The 18,027-nt window shown below is 32.6% G+C and carries 13 protein-coding genes and 1 pseudogene; 3 read left to right on the plus strand and 11 right to left on the minus strand.

Annotated features, from left to right (window positions below; all coding sequences use genetic code 11):
• A partial coding sequence (locus N3C_RS12865) for a PD-(D/E)XK nuclease family protein (RefSeq protein ID WP_178377828.1) occupies nucleotides 1–503 on the minus strand: 503 nt, incomplete at its 3' end.
• A gap of 285 nt (nucleotides 504–788) precedes the next feature.
• On the opposite strand from N3C_RS12865, the gene N3C_RS12870 reads away from it, so the two are divergent.
• A complete protein-coding gene (locus tag N3C_RS12870; RefSeq protein WP_242868155.1) occupies nucleotides 789–965 on the plus strand; it encodes a hypothetical protein in 177 nt (58 codons plus the stop codon).
• Here N3C_RS12870 and N3C_RS15470 read toward each other — a convergent pair.
• From N3C_RS15470 to N3C_RS12885, 3 genes and pseudogenes are all read right to left on the minus strand, one after another.
• A pseudogene (locus N3C_RS15470) lies at nucleotides 936–1,100 on the minus strand (helix-turn-helix domain-containing protein); the annotation flags it as partial. The gene N3C_RS12870 and the pseudogene N3C_RS15470 overlap by 30 nt on opposite strands.
• Nucleotides 1,101–1,512: 412 nt before the next feature.
• The gene (rlmD, locus tag N3C_RS12880; protein WP_074366426.1) at nucleotides 1,513–2,874 is read right to left on the minus strand and encodes a 23S rRNA (uracil(1939)-C(5))-methyltransferase RlmD; all 1,362 of its coding nucleotides are present in this window, start codon (nucleotides 2,872–2,874) and stop codon (nucleotides 1,513–1,515) included.
• 163 nt (nucleotides 2,875–3,037) lie between these two features.
• Nucleotides 3,038–3,445 (minus strand): DUF1540 domain-containing protein, encoded by a 408-nt coding sequence (locus tag N3C_RS12885; protein WP_242944102.1) that lies wholly within the window; start codon nucleotides 3,443–3,445, stop codon nucleotides 3,038–3,040.
• Nucleotides 3,446–3,696: 251 nt separating this feature from the next.
• Between N3C_RS12885 and N3C_RS12890 the strand changes: the two genes are divergently transcribed.
• Nucleotides 3,697–4,767 carry an NAD(P)H-dependent flavin oxidoreductase gene (locus N3C_RS12890; protein ID WP_074366427.1) on the plus strand — a complete coding sequence of 357 codons (1,071 nt, stop codon included), beginning with the start codon at nucleotides 3,697–3,699 and terminating at the stop codon, nucleotides 4,765–4,767.
• 407 nt (nucleotides 4,768–5,174) lie between these two features.
• On the opposite strand, the gene pyk is transcribed toward N3C_RS12890, so the two are convergent.
• The 3 genes from pyk to N3C_RS12905 form a co-directional block, all read right to left on the minus strand.
• Nucleotides 5,175–6,929: a pyruvate kinase gene (gene pyk / locus N3C_RS12895; protein ID WP_074366428.1), complete on the minus strand. Its 1,755-nt coding sequence runs from the start codon at nucleotides 6,927–6,929 to the stop codon at nucleotides 5,175–5,177.
• A gap of 83 nt (nucleotides 6,930–7,012) precedes the next feature.
• Nucleotides 7,013–7,972 (minus strand): 6-phosphofructokinase, encoded by a 960-nt coding sequence (gene pfkA, locus N3C_RS12900; RefSeq protein ID WP_074366429.1) that lies wholly within the window; start codon nucleotides 7,970–7,972, stop codon nucleotides 7,013–7,015.
• A gap of 344 nt (nucleotides 7,973–8,316) precedes the next feature.
• The gene (locus tag N3C_RS12905) at nucleotides 8,317–11,991 is read right to left on the minus strand and encodes a DNA polymerase III subunit alpha (RefSeq protein WP_083604559.1); all 3,675 of its coding nucleotides are present in this window, start codon (nucleotides 11,989–11,991) and stop codon (nucleotides 8,317–8,319) included.
• Between the two features lie 649 nt (nucleotides 11,992–12,640).
• On the opposite strand from N3C_RS12905, the gene N3C_RS12910 reads away from it, so the two are divergent.
• The gene (locus N3C_RS12910; RefSeq protein WP_074366430.1) at nucleotides 12,641–13,570 is read left to right on the plus strand and encodes a transposase; all 930 of its coding nucleotides are present in this window, start codon (nucleotides 12,641–12,643) and stop codon (nucleotides 13,568–13,570) included.
• A 2-nt stretch (nucleotides 13,571–13,572) separates the two neighbouring features.
• Here N3C_RS12910 and N3C_RS12915 read toward each other — a convergent pair whose 3' ends face one another.
• The 4 genes from N3C_RS12915 to N3C_RS12930 all read right to left on the minus strand — a co-directional run.
• Complete coding sequence (locus tag N3C_RS12915; protein WP_074366431.1) at nucleotides 13,573–14,502, minus strand: hypothetical protein; 930 nt, start codon at nucleotides 14,500–14,502, stop codon at nucleotides 13,573–13,575.
• 195 nt (nucleotides 14,503–14,697) lie between these two features.
• The gene (locus tag N3C_RS12920) at nucleotides 14,698–16,002 is read right to left on the minus strand and encodes a DRTGG domain-containing protein (RefSeq protein ID WP_074366432.1); all 1,305 of its coding nucleotides are present in this window, start codon (nucleotides 16,000–16,002) and stop codon (nucleotides 14,698–14,700) included.
• Between the two features lie 10 nt (nucleotides 16,003–16,012).
• Nucleotides 16,013–16,966 (minus strand): DNA-binding protein WhiA, encoded by a 954-nt coding sequence (whiA, locus tag N3C_RS12925; RefSeq protein ID WP_074366433.1) that lies wholly within the window; start codon nucleotides 16,964–16,966, stop codon nucleotides 16,013–16,015.
• Nucleotides 16,967–16,971: 5 nt separating this feature from the next.
• Nucleotides 16,972–18,027 (minus strand): gluconeogenesis factor YvcK family protein (locus N3C_RS12930; RefSeq protein WP_074366436.1); only part of this gene is annotated, 1,056 nt, incomplete at its 5' end.

An 18,027-nucleotide genomic window follows, 5' to 3' on the forward strand; every position in this document is an offset into this window, starting at 1 on the left:
ACTAATCTATCGCTATCAAATTCTTTTAGCCAGTTATAAATCTGGTACCATCTTATCTGTATAAAATTTGTGTCTACATTAGTATCTAGTATATCTTCTTCCTTTTTAACATCATGATATTCAGTTAAATAAATTAAATAGGTGGCACATCCTCTATCTTCCAATAGCTTTAAATGGTCCGCATATCTTTTTAATTGCTGATTGCCTTCTGCAGCATTAAGTTTACATTCTATAAATAGAATATTTTCACGTTTACTTTGATTATCAAAAAATCTAATCACAATATCAGGCCTACTATCACATATATGCCAATCTAGTTTATTAAAGGTTTGCTGTGTATTTATCTTAAGCCCACTAGGCTCAATATTCTTGCTCATAAAAACTTTCATAAAACTTTTTACTAGCTGGTTTTCATTAATTGTTTCTGCAAAGATTTCTGTTAAATAGTCCTCTCTTGGTTCATTACTAGCATTTTTTAATAAATAGAATATATTACTGAACATTTTGAGCTCCATTCTTTTAATAATTATTTTGATCCCCAAAACTTCAAATCTCTAATTTAATTCTAAATTTATAATTTTTATTGGATTTTATTTTTACTCCGTAAATATCAATCTTAATATAAACAATTCTATATATATCCATAAAATACCTTCTAATATTTCATAGAATCAAACAATTGCTATTTATGATAATTTAATAGGTAATCATTAGCATGGTTTATATAATACTGAATTTTTCAGCATTGTCTTATATAATATATTAAATCCAAAGGAAAGGAGAATTCTATGAACAACATCCAAATATCTAAAAACTTTAAACTTAAAGAATTTGACTGCAGCCATGGAGATTCTGTAGTAAAGCTTGATAGTAGGTTATTAGAAAAACTTCAATTATTAAGAGACAAGCTAAATAACCCTATTAACGTAACTTCAGAACCCTGGATAGCCGGTGGCAACCTCTGATAAATGCTTTCTGACTTCTCTGGAAATCGTAGTTGGATTCTTATTCAATCTGCGGGTGATTTCTTTAAAGGATAGACTTTCTTTAAGGTGTTTCTGAAGGGTCAGCCTTTCTTCATATGTAAAAAATTTTGACATGGTTACTCTCCTTATAGCCGCCAACTCATTTAGAATACATGACGGTGGAAAGGTGTGCAAACAAAAAGACTGGTTCATCACCAATCTTTTGTAAGCCAGGATGCAACCTCCTGGTCATATCTAATTTATCAAATTTTATAACTTAATTTGAACTCGAAAGGGTTGCTTTTCGATTTTCAATTTACGATCCTATGCTATAATCTCAGGTGTATAGAATGTTACATCCATCCTGTCTCCTCAACCCTATATATATATCTAATCTGTCAACTCAACCCTACCCATATTCTAGCTCAAATTTTGCACAAAAATATACCCTCGATATGTTTCCACGTACACATATCGAGGGCTTAGGTCGAGTAGACAGATTTAATATCATTTTATGAACCCCAGTATTTTCAATGCTTCCAGAGCTTTATTTCTTAGACATCAAGCAAATGGTCTCAACATGTGCAGTATGGGGGAACATATCCACCGGCTGCACTGCCTCAGTTTTATAACCCAAATCCTCAAATATTCTCAAATCTCTAGCTAAAGTAGCAGGATCGCAGGAAACATAAACCACTCTATTAGGCCTCATCTCCGCTATAGCCTCAATTAAACTCTTTTCGCAACCCTTTCTTGGTGGGTCTACTACAACAACCTCTGCCTTCTTACCATCTTCAATAAGTTTTGGGATAATAACTTCTGCCTCACCTACAAAGAACTCAGCATTATGAATATTGTTTAACTTTGCATTCTTTTTGGCATTTTCAATTGCTTCTGGTATTATTTCTACCCCATAAACCTTTTTTGCCTTTTGAGCTAAGAACAGAGAAATTGTACCTGTACCGCAATAAGCATCAAATACAGTCTCCTCTCCGCTAAGGTTGGCGTATTCTAATGCCTTATTATATAACACTTCCGTTTGGAATGGATTTACTTGAAAGAAGGATAAAGGTGATATTTCAAACTTGAACTGTCCTATGTAATCTGTAATTGTGTTACTACCCCATAGGGTTATGTTTTGTTGTCCTAATACCACATTGGTAGGTTTATTGTTTATATTTTGAATGATGCTTTTCACACCAGGAATCTTTTCAATAACTAATTTAACAAATTCATCTTTATGAGGTAACTTTTCTGTGTTAGTCACCAGAACTACCATTACCTCACCGGTTTTAAAGCCCTTTCTTATCATCACATGTCTAACAACACCGGTCTTGGTGTTCTCATCATAGGCACTTATACCGAACTTTTTCATCCAATCCCTAGTTAACTGAACAACCTCGTCACCAGTTTCATCTTGAATAAAACACTGTTGAAGATTAATTATATCATGACTTCTAGGTGCATAAAAGCCTATGATAGGTTCTCCTTTTTCAACTCCCACCGGTAGTTGCACCTTATTTCTATATCTTAAAGGTTCTTCCATGCCTAAGGTATCATTTATTTTAACATCTGTTATTTTCCCTATTCTCTCAAGGCAATCCTTTACTCTATTCTTTTTAAAGACTAGCTGTTCTTGATAGCTCATATGCTGCAGTTGACAGCCTCCGCATCTTTTATATAATGGGCAAATCGGTTCTACCCTATTTTCAGATGGTTCTACTATGTCCAAAAGCTTTCCAAAACCATGGTTTTTAGTAAGCTTCACTATTTTGATTTTAACTTTTTCTCCTTTGAGGGCTCCAGGTATAAATATGGGAAAACCCTGAGGCTTGGCAATTCCTTCTCCCTGATAACCTTCTGCTACTATGTCAACTAATAATTCTTGATTCTTTTTGAATTCTTCCATATAAATTCCCTCTTCTCATCGCTAGCATTACATTATAAATAATCCTATTTCCTGAGTATTATACACAATAATTATATTTTATTCAAATTCTTCTGTAACTACAATGCAAAATTAAAAATTCAGCATAGTATCGCTGAATCTTTATAGTTAAATTATATAATTTCTATGGAGCAAAGGTTTCACAGTAGGTTCCTTCATTATCCATAGCATGTGCTCCTGCTATAATCACTCTATCCGCTTCACATCTTTGATCTTTATTATGGACACATTTCACTGCATTACAAGCTACTTCTGGATACATATGTATTCCATCTTTACTTACCAATTGACGAATCTCACCGGGTATATTTATATTTGATATATTCATTAAGGCATTTATAAATCCCTTTTCAGCAAAAGTCATGCATTGAGTGCTAGTACTAGTTAAAGCACTCATACCATTTATCTGTATTTTATTAGCGGAACATAAACCTCCCATATTATGAACACAATTTACTGCGTTGCATGATAAAGTTCCATTCATATATTCCCCATTTCCAAGGTCTGAAAATGTACTAGGCCTTAGAAACAAGTCCACTCCCTTCACATATATGATTAATTGCTTTTGATATAGCTAATTTCGAAGCTATACTTACATCTTTTTAATATATTTTGCGGACTTTCATAGATTTTATACTAGCCAAGCATAAATAGTGTTTATATTCTAACATATGGTCTTGTCCACTACATAAAATAATGTTGACATTACTAGTTTTTTCTATTATTATATGAATATAGTTTGATTATCAAAGTATTTTATAATTATGAAATGAGGTATATATTATGAATTTTAGACCTTTAAAAATTGGTAATTTAATAGCATCTCTTCCTATTATTCAAGGGGGTATGGGAATTGGTGTTTCTTTGTCAGGTTTAGCATCTGCAGTAGCTGTTAATGGTGGTATTGGAGTAATATCTGCAGCACAACCAGGTTTTAATGAACCGGACTTTGAAAATAATCCCCTAGTAGCAAATTTACGGGCTTTAAAAAAACATATAAAAGAAGCCTTAATTAAGGCAAAAGGTGGTATTATTGGCGTTAATATAATGTGTGCAATGAATAACTATGAAGCTTTAGTAAAAACATCCATAGAAGCAGGCGCCCAATTAATAATTTCCGGTGCAGGTCTTCCTACCACTCTGCCAAAGTTATGCCAAGGTACTAATGTTAAAATTGCACCTATTGTGTCTTCCAATAAAGCTGCTTCACTTATTCTAAAACTATGGGATAGAAACTATAGTGTTACTGCCGATGCTGTAATCGTAGAAGGTCCTAAAGCTGGAGGTCATTTAGGCTTTAAAATCGATGATCTTGAAAAATACTCACAATCAGGCTTTGATAAAGAACTTATAGATATTATAAATACCGTTAAAATCTATGAAGAAAAGTATAATAAAAGTATACCTGTAATAGCTGCTGGTGGTATATATACAGGCAGTGATATAGGTGAACTATTAAAATTAGGAGCTAACGGTGTGCAGATCTCTACAAGGTTTGTTACTACCGATGAATGTGATGCTCATATAAATTTTAAAAAAGCTTATATAAATTGTACTAAGGATGATATAGTTATAGTAAAAAGCCCTGTTGGTATGCCTGGCAGAGCTATAAAGAATAAATTTGTTGAAAGAACCTTTTTGGGCAACATTAAAGTAAATAAGTGTTACAAATGTATAAGTAAATGTAATCCAGCAGTAACACCCTACTGTATAAGCCGTGCTTTAATAAACGCTGTACAAGGTGATATTGATAACGGACTTATATTCTGTGGGAGTAATGCTTATAGGACAGATAAAATAATAAGTGTAAAAGAATTAATGAGGGAACTAGTTACTGAACTAAAAGCATATTAATTCTTACTTTTATACCTGGTCAATTTTTATTGTCAAATTGATCAGGTTAAAACTGATTATATTAAAAAAAAGGGCACCAATAGGGTGCAAAATTGAATCAGTCGCCAACACTTTCTCATTATAATATAATTATCCAAAAATACTTTTTCTTATACCTAATTTTTTATTTTTGCTTATAAAAATTATATTTTCTAAAAAAATATTTTTAAATATATAGAAATTTCTCTTAATCTCCTATTATCTATTTAATACTTATCTTTAACTTGCATTTACCTTTTCTATTTCTTTAATAAGCCAAACTCTTTATTATTTTTTTGCTTAGTAAAGTTTTATAAAATCCTGTTAACCGTCCCTAAAAAATAAAAGTAGCTTAAAAAGCTACTTTTATATATCAGTATAGTTACAGATTAAATAACATTTGCTTTGCCGTTAAACACTATTCCTCTAGCTACATCTAGTGTTATAAAGCTTCCATTTTTAAGAACCTTTGTAGCTCCTTCTGCACCACTTATTAGTGGAATTTCACGGGATATGCATTCTATAACTGCTTCAGAAGTTACATTATCTTCAACTACAATACCTGCAACTTTATCAAATACAGGTAAGTAATCCTTAGTCAACTTTTTAACAACTAGTACACTTCCATCCCCTATTTCTTCAATAGCTTCTTCAGCACTATTTGCTAAAACTACAGTACCGGATCCAGGATTAGAACCTTCTCCTTTGCCTGTTAAAAGTATGTCGCCTACTATATGAACCTGTAACATATTGGTTGAGCCAACTTGGTTTATAGGTACTCCTGCTGCAAATACTACTAAATCACCTTTGCTAACCAATCCTTTTTCTAAAGCTATATTAATAGACTTATCTATTAATTCATCTGTTCCTTCTGATTGTTCAGCAACTATTGGGCAAACTCCCCAAACAACTGCTAAGTTTTTAGCTACACTTTCAAAAGGAGTTATAGCTATAATAGGACATTCTGGTCTATATTTAGAAACATTCTTAGCTGTATATCCGCTTTGAGTTGCTGTTATTATAGCTGAAGCATTTAATTCCATTGCAGTATTACAAGCAGCCAAGCTTATTGCATTAGATACATTTGGAATATGCTCTTTTCTCTTTTTCTTTAGGCTAGCTTCATAATTTAGTTGATTTTCCGCCTCTTCAGCTATTCTTGACATTATTTTAACAGCTTCAACAGGATACTTTCCATTAGCCGTTTCACCACTTAGCATAATACAGTCAGTTCCATCAAATATAGCATTAGCTACATCAGAAGCCTCTGCTCTAGTTGGTCTTGGATTTCTTATCATGGAATCTAACATTTGAGTTGCTGTGATAACTGGCTTACCTACATAATTACACTTTTCAATGATCATCTTTTGTACCAATGGTACTTGTTCAATAGGAATTTCTACTCCTAGGTCTCCCCTAGCAACCATTATACCATCTGAGAACTTAAGAATCTCATCTAAGTTATTTACACCTTCTTGATTTTCAATTTTGGAGAATATAAGTACATGTTCTCCTCCGTTTTCATTTAATACCTTTCTTATTTGTAAAACATCAGAAGCTTTTCTTACAAAAGAAGCTGCAACTATATTAACACCAATCTCTATACCAAACTTAAGATCTTCTATATCTTTTTCAGTTATAGCTGGTAAATTAATAGATACTCCTGGTACATTAACACCTTTTTTACTTCCTACCATACCAGAGTTTCTTACTATACAATATATGTCCTTTCCTTCTACCTTCTGAACCTCAAGGCCTACCAAACCATCATCAATTAAGATCATGTTTCCAGGAACTACATCCTGATAAAGATCCTTATAAGAAACAGAACATTGAGTTCTATCTCCTATAACATCTTCACCACATTTAATTACAAAGCTGTCTCCTTCTTTTAACTCAACTTTACCTTCAGCAAAATCACCTGTTCTTATCTCAGGACCCTTTGTATCTAATATAATAGATACAGGCTTATTTAACTCTTTACTTAACTGCTTAACTAATCTTATTCTACCACCGTGTTCTTCATGATCTCCATGAGAAAAGTTATGTCTTGAAGCGTTCATACCTGCGTGGAATAATTGGGTTAAAGTTTCTCTATTTTCGCTGGCTGGTCCAATCGTGCAAATTATCTTTGTTTTTCTCATACTTAACTCTCCTTAGCAAATAAAATTGAAAGTTTTTCTTTGCAAGTAAATCTATTTAACAAAACTCACTTTAGCTATTACTTTTATTTAGATAGTGCCATTGCTATATCATAAAGATTTTTATCGAACTTTCTTGGCATAGCCAATGCTTCATCTATATCATCATCGATAATTTGACCATTTCTAATTCCTACTACTCTTGAAGACTTTCCTTCTATTAGTAGCTCCACTGCTCTTGCTCCTAATCTTGAAGCTAACACTCTATCTGAAGCAGTTGGGCTTCCTCCTCTTTGAATATGTCCTAAGATAGTAGCTCTTGTCTCAATTCCTGTAACTTCTTCCACATATTTAGCCATTTCCTCTGCTCCGCCTACACCTTCAGCAAGTAGGATAAGATTATGAAGCTTACCACTTCTTCTACCCTCTAATATAGATTTACATATTTCATCAACATTCATACCTATTTCAGGAACTATTATGCTTTCAGCTCCTCCTGCAATACCTGCGTAAAGAGCAATATCACCGCAATTTCTACCCATAACTTCTACTATACTTACTCTTTCATGAGAAGTAGAAGTATCTCTTAACTTATTGATTGCATCAAGTACTGTATTAAGTGCAGTATCAAAACCTATTGTTTGATCTGTATAAGATAAATCATTATCAATTGTTCCTGGTATTCCAACTGTTAGAACTCCTAACTTAGAAAGCAATTTAGCTCCTGTAAAGGAACCGTCTCCTCCAATAACAACTAATCCATCAATACCATATGCCTTTAATATCTTAACTGCCTTTTCTCTTCCAGCCTCTGTCTTAAACTCTTCACATCTTGCGGTTCTAAGAATAGTACCACCTTTCTGAATTATATCAGATACAGAGTTTCGATTCATTTCCTTAATTTCGCCATTAATTAATCCGTTATATCCTCTTTCAACTCCCATTACTCTAAGGCCCTTTTCAAGCCCCATTCTAACAACTGCTCTTATGGCAGCATTCATTCCTGGTGCGTCTCCACCACTAGTTAATACAGCTATTGTCTTCATATTTACTCCTCCTGTTCCCCACGGGTCTTTTTTTGTCCCACCTTGGTCCTTTTTAGTATACTATGTTGAAAAATGCTATAAAAAAATAAATTTTGATTTAAATTTATATTAAGAACACTATTGATCCAACATAAATATTACTACAAAATATGCATTCCTGCAACTAGGGGACGGTTAACATGATTTATTATTTTTTTAAAATTAATAACTCATGTTAACCGTCCCTTTATTTTATTTAATTTTACTTAATTTAAAAAATCAGCAAAGATAAACTTCTTCATCTTTGCTGATTTTTGCTGTTCTTTGTCTAATATTTTCAATCAATATTTTTTATTAATTTACTATTACATTATTTTCACGTTGTCTTCACCAAATTCACCCCTTAAGAATTCTAGAACACCAGAATCTGTATCCACCCAATATTCTCTGGCTAATCGATATTTGTTTCTTTCTTTTAAAGTACAGAGGTAAACCGGCGTATTTCCTTTGAATTTCAATAGAGCTAATTTCAAATTGTTATATATTCCCTTAGCAATCTTATCATTTTCTACAGCTATATATAGTTTTGTAGTGCTAGGGTTTACCAAAGGCTCTATATCTTCACATAAAATTTTAGGATCTTCATCCTCTCTTATGCTTATTCTACCCTTTACAATTATAAGAGCATCTTCTTGGATTAAGTTAGATACCTTCTCCATAACCTTTGGAAAGACTATAACTTCTATATTACCGTAAAGGTCTTCTAGGTTGAGAAAAGCCATTCTTTTGTTGTTTCTTGTAAACTTTTTGCTTACTGATGTAACTATTCCTCCAAGTACTACCCTCTTACCATCAGTAAATCTTCCGTTGTTCTTAAAGCTATATTCTATCTCTTTGGTAAATTGATCAATATTATCTTCTAAGGTAGTTTTAGTAGCAGCCTCTTCTAAAATATCAATTGTTTTTGCAGTAGTATAAAGATTTAAAGCTTCTGTAAATTCTTCAAGTGGGTGCCCTGTTATATATAACCCTGTCATCTCCTTTTCCATAGCTAACAGATGCCTTTTTTCAAATTCTTTTATCGTAGGGTATTTTATTTCTGTATCTAAATTTAAACTTGATCCAACGGAACTATCTAAATCACCAAAAAGACTTACCTGTCCATCAATGTTTCTCTTTTTCTCACTACTTAGTCCATCCAATATCTTCTCATAAACCGCCAGCATCTGAGAACGATGAGCATTGAATTCATCACAAGCTCCCGCCTTTATCAAACTTTCAATTACCCTTTTGTTTACCACTGCTAAATCTATTTTATTACAAAAGTCATACAAGGATTTAAATTTTCCTTTACGTTCTCTACTTTCTACAATACTTTCAACAACGTGATAACCTGCATTTTTAATAGCAGCAAGCCCAAACAATATGGTTTTATCATCCTTAACGGTAAACTTAGCAAAGCTTTGATTTATATTAGGAGGCATAACTCGAATTCCTAGACTTTCAGCAAATCTTATATAAAAGACTACCTTTTCACTAACCCCCATTACACTGTTAAGCATTGCTGCAATATACTCGGCAGGATAATAGCGCATTAAATAAGCAGTTTGATAAGCAACTACCGCATAAGCTGCAGCATGAGATTTATTGAAGGCATAGGATGCAAAATCCATCATTTGGTCAAAGATCTTATTGGCAATTTCTTCACTAATACCATTTCTTATACAGCCAGGCACCTCTATATTTTCATTTTCATCCATAATTCCATAAATAAAGTTCTTTCTTTCTTCTTGCATTACCTTGTGTTTTTTCTTAGACATAGCACGTCTAACAAGGTCACTTCGTCCCATAGAATAGCCCGCTAGCTTACGTACAATCTCCATAACCTGTTCCTGATAAACCATTACTCCATATGTAACACTTAGAATACTTTCCAATTCAGGTGTCAAATATTCAATTTTTTCAGGATTCTTTTTATTCTCTATATACCTTGGAATTTCCGCCATAGGACCTGGTCTATACAAACTAATTCCCGCGATTATATCTTCCAAGGAATCGGGTTTTAATTCCTTCATAAAGTTAGTCATTCCAGCGGATTCTAACTGAAACACTCCAACGGTTTTGCCCTCTCCAATCATTTTGTAAACTTCTTTATCATCAAAACCTATCTTGTCCAAATCAACTTCTATACCAGAGTTTTCTTTAATCATCCTTATGGCGTCCCTCATAACCGTAAGAGTTCTAAGACCTAAAAAGTCCATTTTTAATAGTCCAAGTTCCTCTAAGGTACCCATAGGGAATTGAGTTACTATCATATCTTCATTTCTTTGTAGTGGCACATAGCTTACTAAAGGTTGAGATGCTATAACCACACCAGCAGCATGGGTAGATGAATGTCTGGGCAGTCCTTCTAAAGACTTACTAATATCAATTAACTGCTTAACCCTTTCATCTTTATCATAAACTTCCTTTAACTCAGGATTTAAAAACAAGGCCTTATCAATGGTTATACCAGGCATTGTAGGAATCATCTTAGCTATTTTATCAACCTCTGCATAAGTGTAATTCATAGCCCTGCCCACATCACGAATGCAAGCTCTAGCAGCCATGGTTCCAAAGGTAATTATCTGGGAAACATTATCCTTACCATACTTATCTACAACATAATCAATTACCCTCTGTCTACCTTCATAACAAAAGTCAGAATCTATATCCGGCATACTTACTCTCTCTGGATTCAAAAATCTTTCAAAAAGCAAACTATATCTTATAGGATCTATCTTTGTAATTCCTAAAGTATAAGCAACTATAGAACCAGCAGCACTACCTCTTCCGGGGCCAGTAGGAACACCATTTTCATTTGCGTACCTAATAAAATCCCAAACTATTAAGAAGTAGTCTACATACCCCATCTGCTTAATTATTGATAGCTCATATTCCAGCCTATCCGTAAGCTTCTTAGCCTTTTCATTAATTTCTGAAAACTTTATTACCTCTGAATATATTTTATTTAATTCTACCCCACGCAAAACTTGAAATACATCATACCGATCAACTAATCCCTTAAAACAATTATCTCTAAGATAATCATAAGGCTCTAACCCTTCAGGCAAAGGAAACTTAGGTAATTTAGAGTTATGAAATTCATAATCAAAATTGCACTTTTCCGCAATGCGAACAGTGTTCTCCAAGGCCTCAGGCACATGAGAAAACATGCTATACATTTCCTCTGGAGACTTTAAGTAAAATTGATCTGAAGGATACCTCATCCTATTTTCTTCATCAACGGTCTTTCCAGTTTGTATACATAATAAAACATCATGAGCTGTATAATCCTCAGCCCTAATATAATGAACATCATTGGTAACTACTAAAGGCGCATTTATTTCCTTTGAAAGCTTAATGATATCATTATTAACCTTCAACTGTTCAGACATTCCATGGTATTGAAGCTCCAAATAAAAGTCCTCTCCAAAAACCGACTGATAAAAGAGAGCTGCTTCCTTAGCCTTTTCATAATTACCCTTTAGCATATGGGCTTGAACCTCGCCCCCTAAGCATGCACTTAAAGCTATTAGCCCCTCACTATGTTCTTTCAAATAATTATGATCAATTCTTGGCTTATAATAAAATCCCTCTATAGAAGCTGTAGAAACTATCTTCATCAAATTGCTATATCCCACTTCATTTTTAACCAGCAAAACTAGATGATAAGTCTCATTTTCTTTATCCCCATACTTTATATGCATAGATTTTGGAACAATATATATCTCACTACCTATTATAGGCTTTATCCCTTGCTCTACTGCAGCCTTATAAAAATCCACACAACCATACATAACTCCATGGTCAGTAATAGCTAAGCTCTTCATTCCAAGCTCCTTAGCCCTTTTCACCATTTCAGGAATCTTACCAGAGCCATCCAAAAGACTATACTCTGTATGTACATGCAGATGCACAAAATCCTTAACCTCGGTTTTATCTATATAATCCTTAAAATCCTTTTCTTCATCACTTTTATTTATAGTATTATCTTGCATATTATTATCTTCATAATTACTATTGCTATGTTCTACACTATCACTATCTAGGCTAAACTCGTTGTCATAATTACTATTAAGCCTATCTTCAGCCATTGTCATACTTGATTCTTCTAATTTTTTATCCTCATCTGAAATATCCGCCTTTTTCTCTTCTTCTCCACACCAAACTTCACCTAGATTCTCTGAAAAGTCGGATATATTCATCAATTCATCAAAGTTCTCCAAATTATCACCTCTTTTGTCTATACCTTTTACCTTTGATTATTGACAAATCTACTGATAAATATCTAATAGCTTTATATTTTTGCTTTATATTTTTGATTTATATTTTTGATTTATTTTATACATATAATATTATGTTTTTAAACTTAACATTTGAATTACTTCAGTTATTTGAATTAATTAGGTTAAATATTTTTATTAATAATTTTAATTATATACCATTTAAAATTAGGAAGAAAGAAAAATCCGCATCAAAAATTAGGGACGGTTAACATCAGTTATATTAAAAATTTTATATAATTGATGTTAACCGTCCCTATAATTATTTTAATTAACCTGAATTAAAACCTGAAACTAAGTCAATAATCAAAATAATATTCAAATATCAATCAAAATAAATAATAAATTTTATGAGGTGAGTAATATGCCAAGAGTTGCCCGTATAAAGCATCCTGGTGCCATTCTACATGTTATGATTAGAAGTATTAGCGAAGTTCCTTTGTTTAAAGACAATAAAGACAGAAATAAATATCTAGAATTATTAAAAAAATATATGAATTTATATAGATTCCGTCTTTATGCCTATTGCCTCATGACAACTCATGCCCATTTCATTATTGACTGTTCCGGCGCAGACATTAGTAAAATAATGAAATCAATTAATCAAAGTTATGCTATGTATTATAATAAGCGACATAATCGTCATGGACATTTATTTCAAGATAGATTTAAAAGCAAAATAGTTAATAGCGATAGATATCTTGTAACTTTATCTGCTTACATCCACAATAATCCAAAAGATATGAAAGCTTATAAAAACAATGTTTCTAAGTACCCTTACTCAAGCCTTTCTATTTACTTAGGAAAGAAAAATGATAATTTAAATATTTTAGATTCTAATTATATTCTTCAGATATTGGGAGAAGATATAACAAAAGCAAGAAAAAAATATCTTGAATTACTAAAAAATATATATCAAATGCCAGATTCCGTAGAATTAGAAAAATCAACAGAATTCATACCAGAAAAAAATGAATATAGAAGCGAAAAAACATTAATTTATCGAGATTTTTCATTAGAAACTATTAAAAACTTTATAACTTCATATCTAGGCCATGATTTTAGTTTGCATCTAAAATATAATCATAAAAACAATGAAGTAAAGGCCTTATTTATTGTTCTTGCACGCAGTTTAAATAATTTCTCTCTTAAAAATATATGTATAGAGCTAAAAAATATAACTCTTTCAAGCGTTTGGCGATTATCACAAAAAGGATCTAATTTAATATTATCAGATCCTAAATATAAAAATATTATAGAAGATTTTTTGAGAGAGAATGCTACTATTATATAAAATTAGCTATTCAAAACATTGTTAAGTACTTCATCCAAAAGATTTTCATCATTAAATGAAGGCATTGCTATATTATCATGCAACTCCCATACCTCTTCATGTATTATCTTCTCATCAAAATTAATAGTGGTAGTGGGAGAAAGTGTTTCCATCTCAACATAAGCATTATTGATAAAGGTTTCATAGGAAGATCCATAATCTGTATAGTTATTACTGTTATTATGATAATACCTTTTTATGTATAAATTATTATTATTAAAATAAGCCGCCCAACCTTTTTCATTATTTATACCAAACTTGAAGGGATTCGCGAACTTATTTTCTGTTGGAATATGCTTTATAGTTATGTATTTTTCTCCCCAGTACACCCTTTTGTCATTCATCTTTGAATAAGGCCATAAAGCTATACTTCTATTTGCTAAAAAACCTGTTTCTCTATTAGGCTGAGGTATAACCTCTAAACCACCGGCTGACATAACAGAAATTGGCCAAGCTGCCAACTGTACTGGCCATGCATTTCTATTTGTAATTATATGAGTAACTTTAACTTTATTATCTTCTAAAATAATTATCTCCATTTCCTTAATAATTTGAGTCCATTTTTCTTCATCTTGTATCACTTTTATACCATTCTCTATTTCATTCCATTTTACAGGATAATTATCTGGAATATAAGTTCTTGGAGAGCTCTCAGGACTATGCCACAGTCTATGTCCTCCTAACAAAGCCCATCCATCACTACCATTCTCAACACTCTGATCTTCTTCCACCGGCCAAGTATCAAAGAAAATATTTTCCCCTTTTTCAAAAGAAAATCTTATAATTCTTGGCCCCTTTTCTATAGTTACAATTATCTCTATACTACCATTACTTATCCTGACGCAATTTCCAAAATTTTTATACTTAATTTCTTCAACAATGACTTTAGTCACTATAATATTCCTCCAACTAAATAAGCATTATAATCATAAAATATCAACATATAATAAAGCAATTCTATAAACTCTAACTATGATATGTTAATCTCTCTTATAATAGTATTATTCTCAAACTGTAATTATATTATGTTAACCGTTCTCATAATAGTTTTCATAAAACTAATTTTAATTAAATCTTGTTAACCGTCCCTACTTTTTTATTACCCTTGCGGAGAGCATGGATTTGGCGATTTGGTCTTTGTTGTCATTGTACATATCTACTTCTACCTTGCAGAAGTTTCTGCCTACGTCAATGACATTGACGTATATATGAATATTACTGTCTACTTGTACTGGTTTCATAAAATAGGTCATTATGCTGTCCATGGATATATTTATATTGTTTTTTAGTCTTAGTCCTGCAAGTCCTATTGTAGATATTAACATATTTAAAGAGCTCCAAGAAGCAGTTCCTATATTGTCCAGCATCTGAGGTGTTATGTTTCCTGTATAGTGGACCTTTCCATCTTCTATCTCATAGCTAAAGCTCTTTAGGATCATATCTTCTAGTGTATCGCTAACTTGTGGCTGTCTAGATGCATATTGAAGAGCTTTGATTACGTCTCTTCTTGTTACAATTCCAACCAGCTTTTTGCCATAAACTACCGGTGCTAATTCAATGCCTTCCCAGGACATTATGTGTGCAGTGTAAGCTACAGTAGTTTTTGGTGTTACAGTGATTGGAGTTTTGCTCATAATTTTACCTATGGTATCATTTGGAGAAGCATCTATAGGTAGATCCTTCAAAGTAACTACGCCTACCACCTTGTTTTCATCATCTACCACTGGATATCTGGCATGCTTTTTATCTATAATGATTTTTTTCCACTGGCCAATGGTCGTATCCACTCTAAGGCTTACAGGATTTTGAATCATTATATCCTCTACTAATATTATATCTTTCTTAATTAAGCTCTCAGATATGGCCTTATTTATCATAGTTGCTATAGTAAAAGTATCGTAGCTAGATGATATTATTGGTAGGCACTTTTCGTTTGCCAGCTTTTTTATTCTGTCGCTACAGGTGAAACCTCCGCTTATTAAAACAGCAGATTCATTGTTAAGGGCTAGCTCTTGGGCTTCTTCACGGTTTCCTACAATTAACAGACAACCAGGAGATATATATCTTTCCATAGCGTCTATAGTCATTGCTCCTATAACAAATTTATTTAAAGTTTTGTGAATGCCTTCTTTTCCCCCTAGAATTGTCCCTTCCACTATGTTGACTACTGCGGCATAAGTTAAAGTATCAATACTTTTCTTTTCTACCTTTTCTATTCTTACTGTTCCAACTCTAGGAATGGTAGAAACTATACCTAAAGTTTCACAGTCCTTTATTGCTCTATAAGCAGTACCATCACTTACACCTAAATCCGCCGCAATTCCACGTACAGAAATTTTATGTCCAACTTCTAGGGATAAAATATAATTGATTATATCTTCATGCTTTGACATACCTTATCCCTTACCTTTCTTCTTTTCTTAGCTCATCTGCTATTTTTTCGATTCTTCTAAGCCTATGATTTACCCCAGACTTTCCTATTGGTGGATTTAGCATTTCACCTAATTCTTTTAAGGATTCATCGGGGTGATTCAATCTTAATTCTGCTATCTCCCTTAAATTTGGAGGTAATCTATTTAAACCTATTTCTCTCTGTATCAATTTTATGCTTTCAACTTGTCTTACTGCAGCATTAACCGTTTTACTTAAATTTGCGGTTTCGCAATTCACAAGTCTATTAACATTATTTCTCATTTCCTTCATTATTCGAATATTTTCAAGCTCTAAAAGTGAATTATGAGCACCTATTATATTTAGGAGATCAACGATTTGCTCTCCTTCCTTAAGATAAATTATATAGCTGCTCTTTCTTTGTATAACCTTTGAAGTTAATCCAAAGCTATTAATAAGAGCGCTAAGCTCCTGAGCATAATCTAAATCATGGGTTACAAATTCAAGGTGGTAAGTCTTTTCTGGATTACTTATACTACCACCTCCTAAAAACGCTCCTCTTATATATGCTTTTTTAGTTTCCTCAGTATCAACTAAGGACTCTCTTATCCCAAAGTCGAAACTTATCATTTCTTCTTTATCTGATAAGATACCAGCTTTTTTTAAGATATCTCTAACCCCCATTTCCTCGGTAATAACCACCATATAAATATTATTTTTCTTTAAGGAGCTACTCTTTTTCACCATTAGTCTTGTGTGAATATTAAAATACTTTTTTAGCAATTTAAAGACCAACCTAGCAATAGCTGCATTTTCCGTAGTTATTCTAAAATTAATTTGTTTGTTAGACGCAAAAGAAAGAGTGCCGCTTACTTTCATTATTCCTGAAAGTATAGCTAACGCCTCTTTTTTATCTAAATCAATATTTCTGCAAATCTCTTCTTTAACCTTAGATGAAAACGACATAGTAACTACTCCCTAATCTTCTTATTATGCTTTAATCTTTCTGATAAATAGAAGTATTCAATAATTTTCTTTCTATCATAGAATAACTTCTTTTCCATAATTGTTTCTATAAGAATTGATGCTAGTTTCTCAGCATCATGCCTAATAAATCCTTTTTTAACCTTTACAAAATCACCTTCAATTACACCAACACCAAGTTTTTTTAATTTTTTATAATTTATTTCTACCAATTGAGAACCTTCATACTTATATTTTTCTTCTAGTTGCATATCTATTTTCCCCGCATTAACAATAATATAATCTAAAAAATTTTCATTAACATGCTTATATATAGCATTAACATGGTCTCCAGCATCATATCCATCTGTTTCTCCAGGCTGGGTCATAATATTTGATACATAAAGCTTTAAGGCACTAGATTTTCTAACCGCCTTAGCAATATCCTTAACTAATAAGTTTGGAATGACGCTTGTATACAAACTACCTGGTCCTAAAATAATAGCATCCGCCTCTTCTATTGCCTTAAGAGCATCCTCTAGAGGCTTGGCATCCTCAGGTTCTATAAAAATACGCTCAATAGAGGTATTTTGCTCTAAAGCCTTTACTGGTATAGCAGATTCTCCTTCAACAATATTACCATTTTTGAATTTAGCCTTTAGTACCATATTATCTAAGGTAACAGGCATAACTCTTCCTGTTACTGCTAATACGGAACTCATTTTTTGAACTGCTTCTTCAAAATTATTAGAAATTCCATCCATAGCTGCTAAAAACAAATTACCAAAACTTTGATTTTTCAATCTGCCATCCGTGAATCTATATTGCAGCAATTCCTCCATAATAGGCTCTGTGTCCGCCAAAGCCAATATACAATTTCTTATATCTCCTGGCGGTAAAATTCCTAAATCTTCTCGTAGATCTCCAGAACCACCACCATCATCTGCTACCGTTACAATAGCCGTTATATTAGAGGTATAATATTTCAACCCTCTAAGCATAGTAGATAATCCTGTTCCCCCACCAATAACCACAAGTTTAGGACCTTTAACCAATAGCCTTTT

It is taken from the genome of Clostridium sp. N3C (assembly GCF_900095445.1).
In the GTDB taxonomy this organism is placed as follows: domain Bacteria; phylum Bacillota; class Clostridia; order Clostridiales; family Clostridiaceae; genus Clostridium_AU.

Bases quoted from the DNA above. Each gene is read 5' to 3' on its own strand.
- pyk (WP_074366428.1), bottom strand. From the start codon at position 6,929: ATGAGAAAAACAAAGATAATTTGCACGATTGGACCAGCCAGCGAAAAT.
- N3C_RS12870 (WP_242868155.1), top strand. From the start codon at position 789: ATGAACAACATCCAAATATCTAAAAACTTTAAACTTAAAGAATTTGAC.
- rlmD (WP_074366426.1), bottom strand. From the start codon at position 2,874: ATGGAAGAATTCAAAAAGAATCAAGAATTATTAGTTGACATAGTAGCA.
- pfkA (WP_074366429.1), bottom strand. From the start codon at position 7,972: ATGAAGACAATAGCTGTATTAACTAGTGGTGGAGACGCACCAGGAATG.
- N3C_RS12905 (WP_083604559.1), bottom strand. From the start codon at position 11,991: ATGCAAGATAATACTATAAATAAAAGTGATGAAGAAAAGGATTTTAAG.
- N3C_RS12920 (WP_074366432.1), bottom strand. From the start codon at position 16,002: ATGTCAAAGCATGAAGATATAATCAATTATATTTTATCCCTAGAAGTT.
- N3C_RS12910 (WP_074366430.1), top strand. From the start codon at position 12,641: ATGCCAAGAGTTGCCCGTATAAAGCATCCTGGTGCCATTCTACATGTT.
- N3C_RS12890 (WP_074366427.1), top strand. From the start codon at position 3,697: ATGAATTTTAGACCTTTAAAAATTGGTAATTTAATAGCATCTCTTCCT.
- whiA (WP_074366433.1), bottom strand. From the start codon at position 16,966: ATGTCGTTTTCATCTAAGGTTAAAGAAGAGATTTGCAGAAATATTGAT.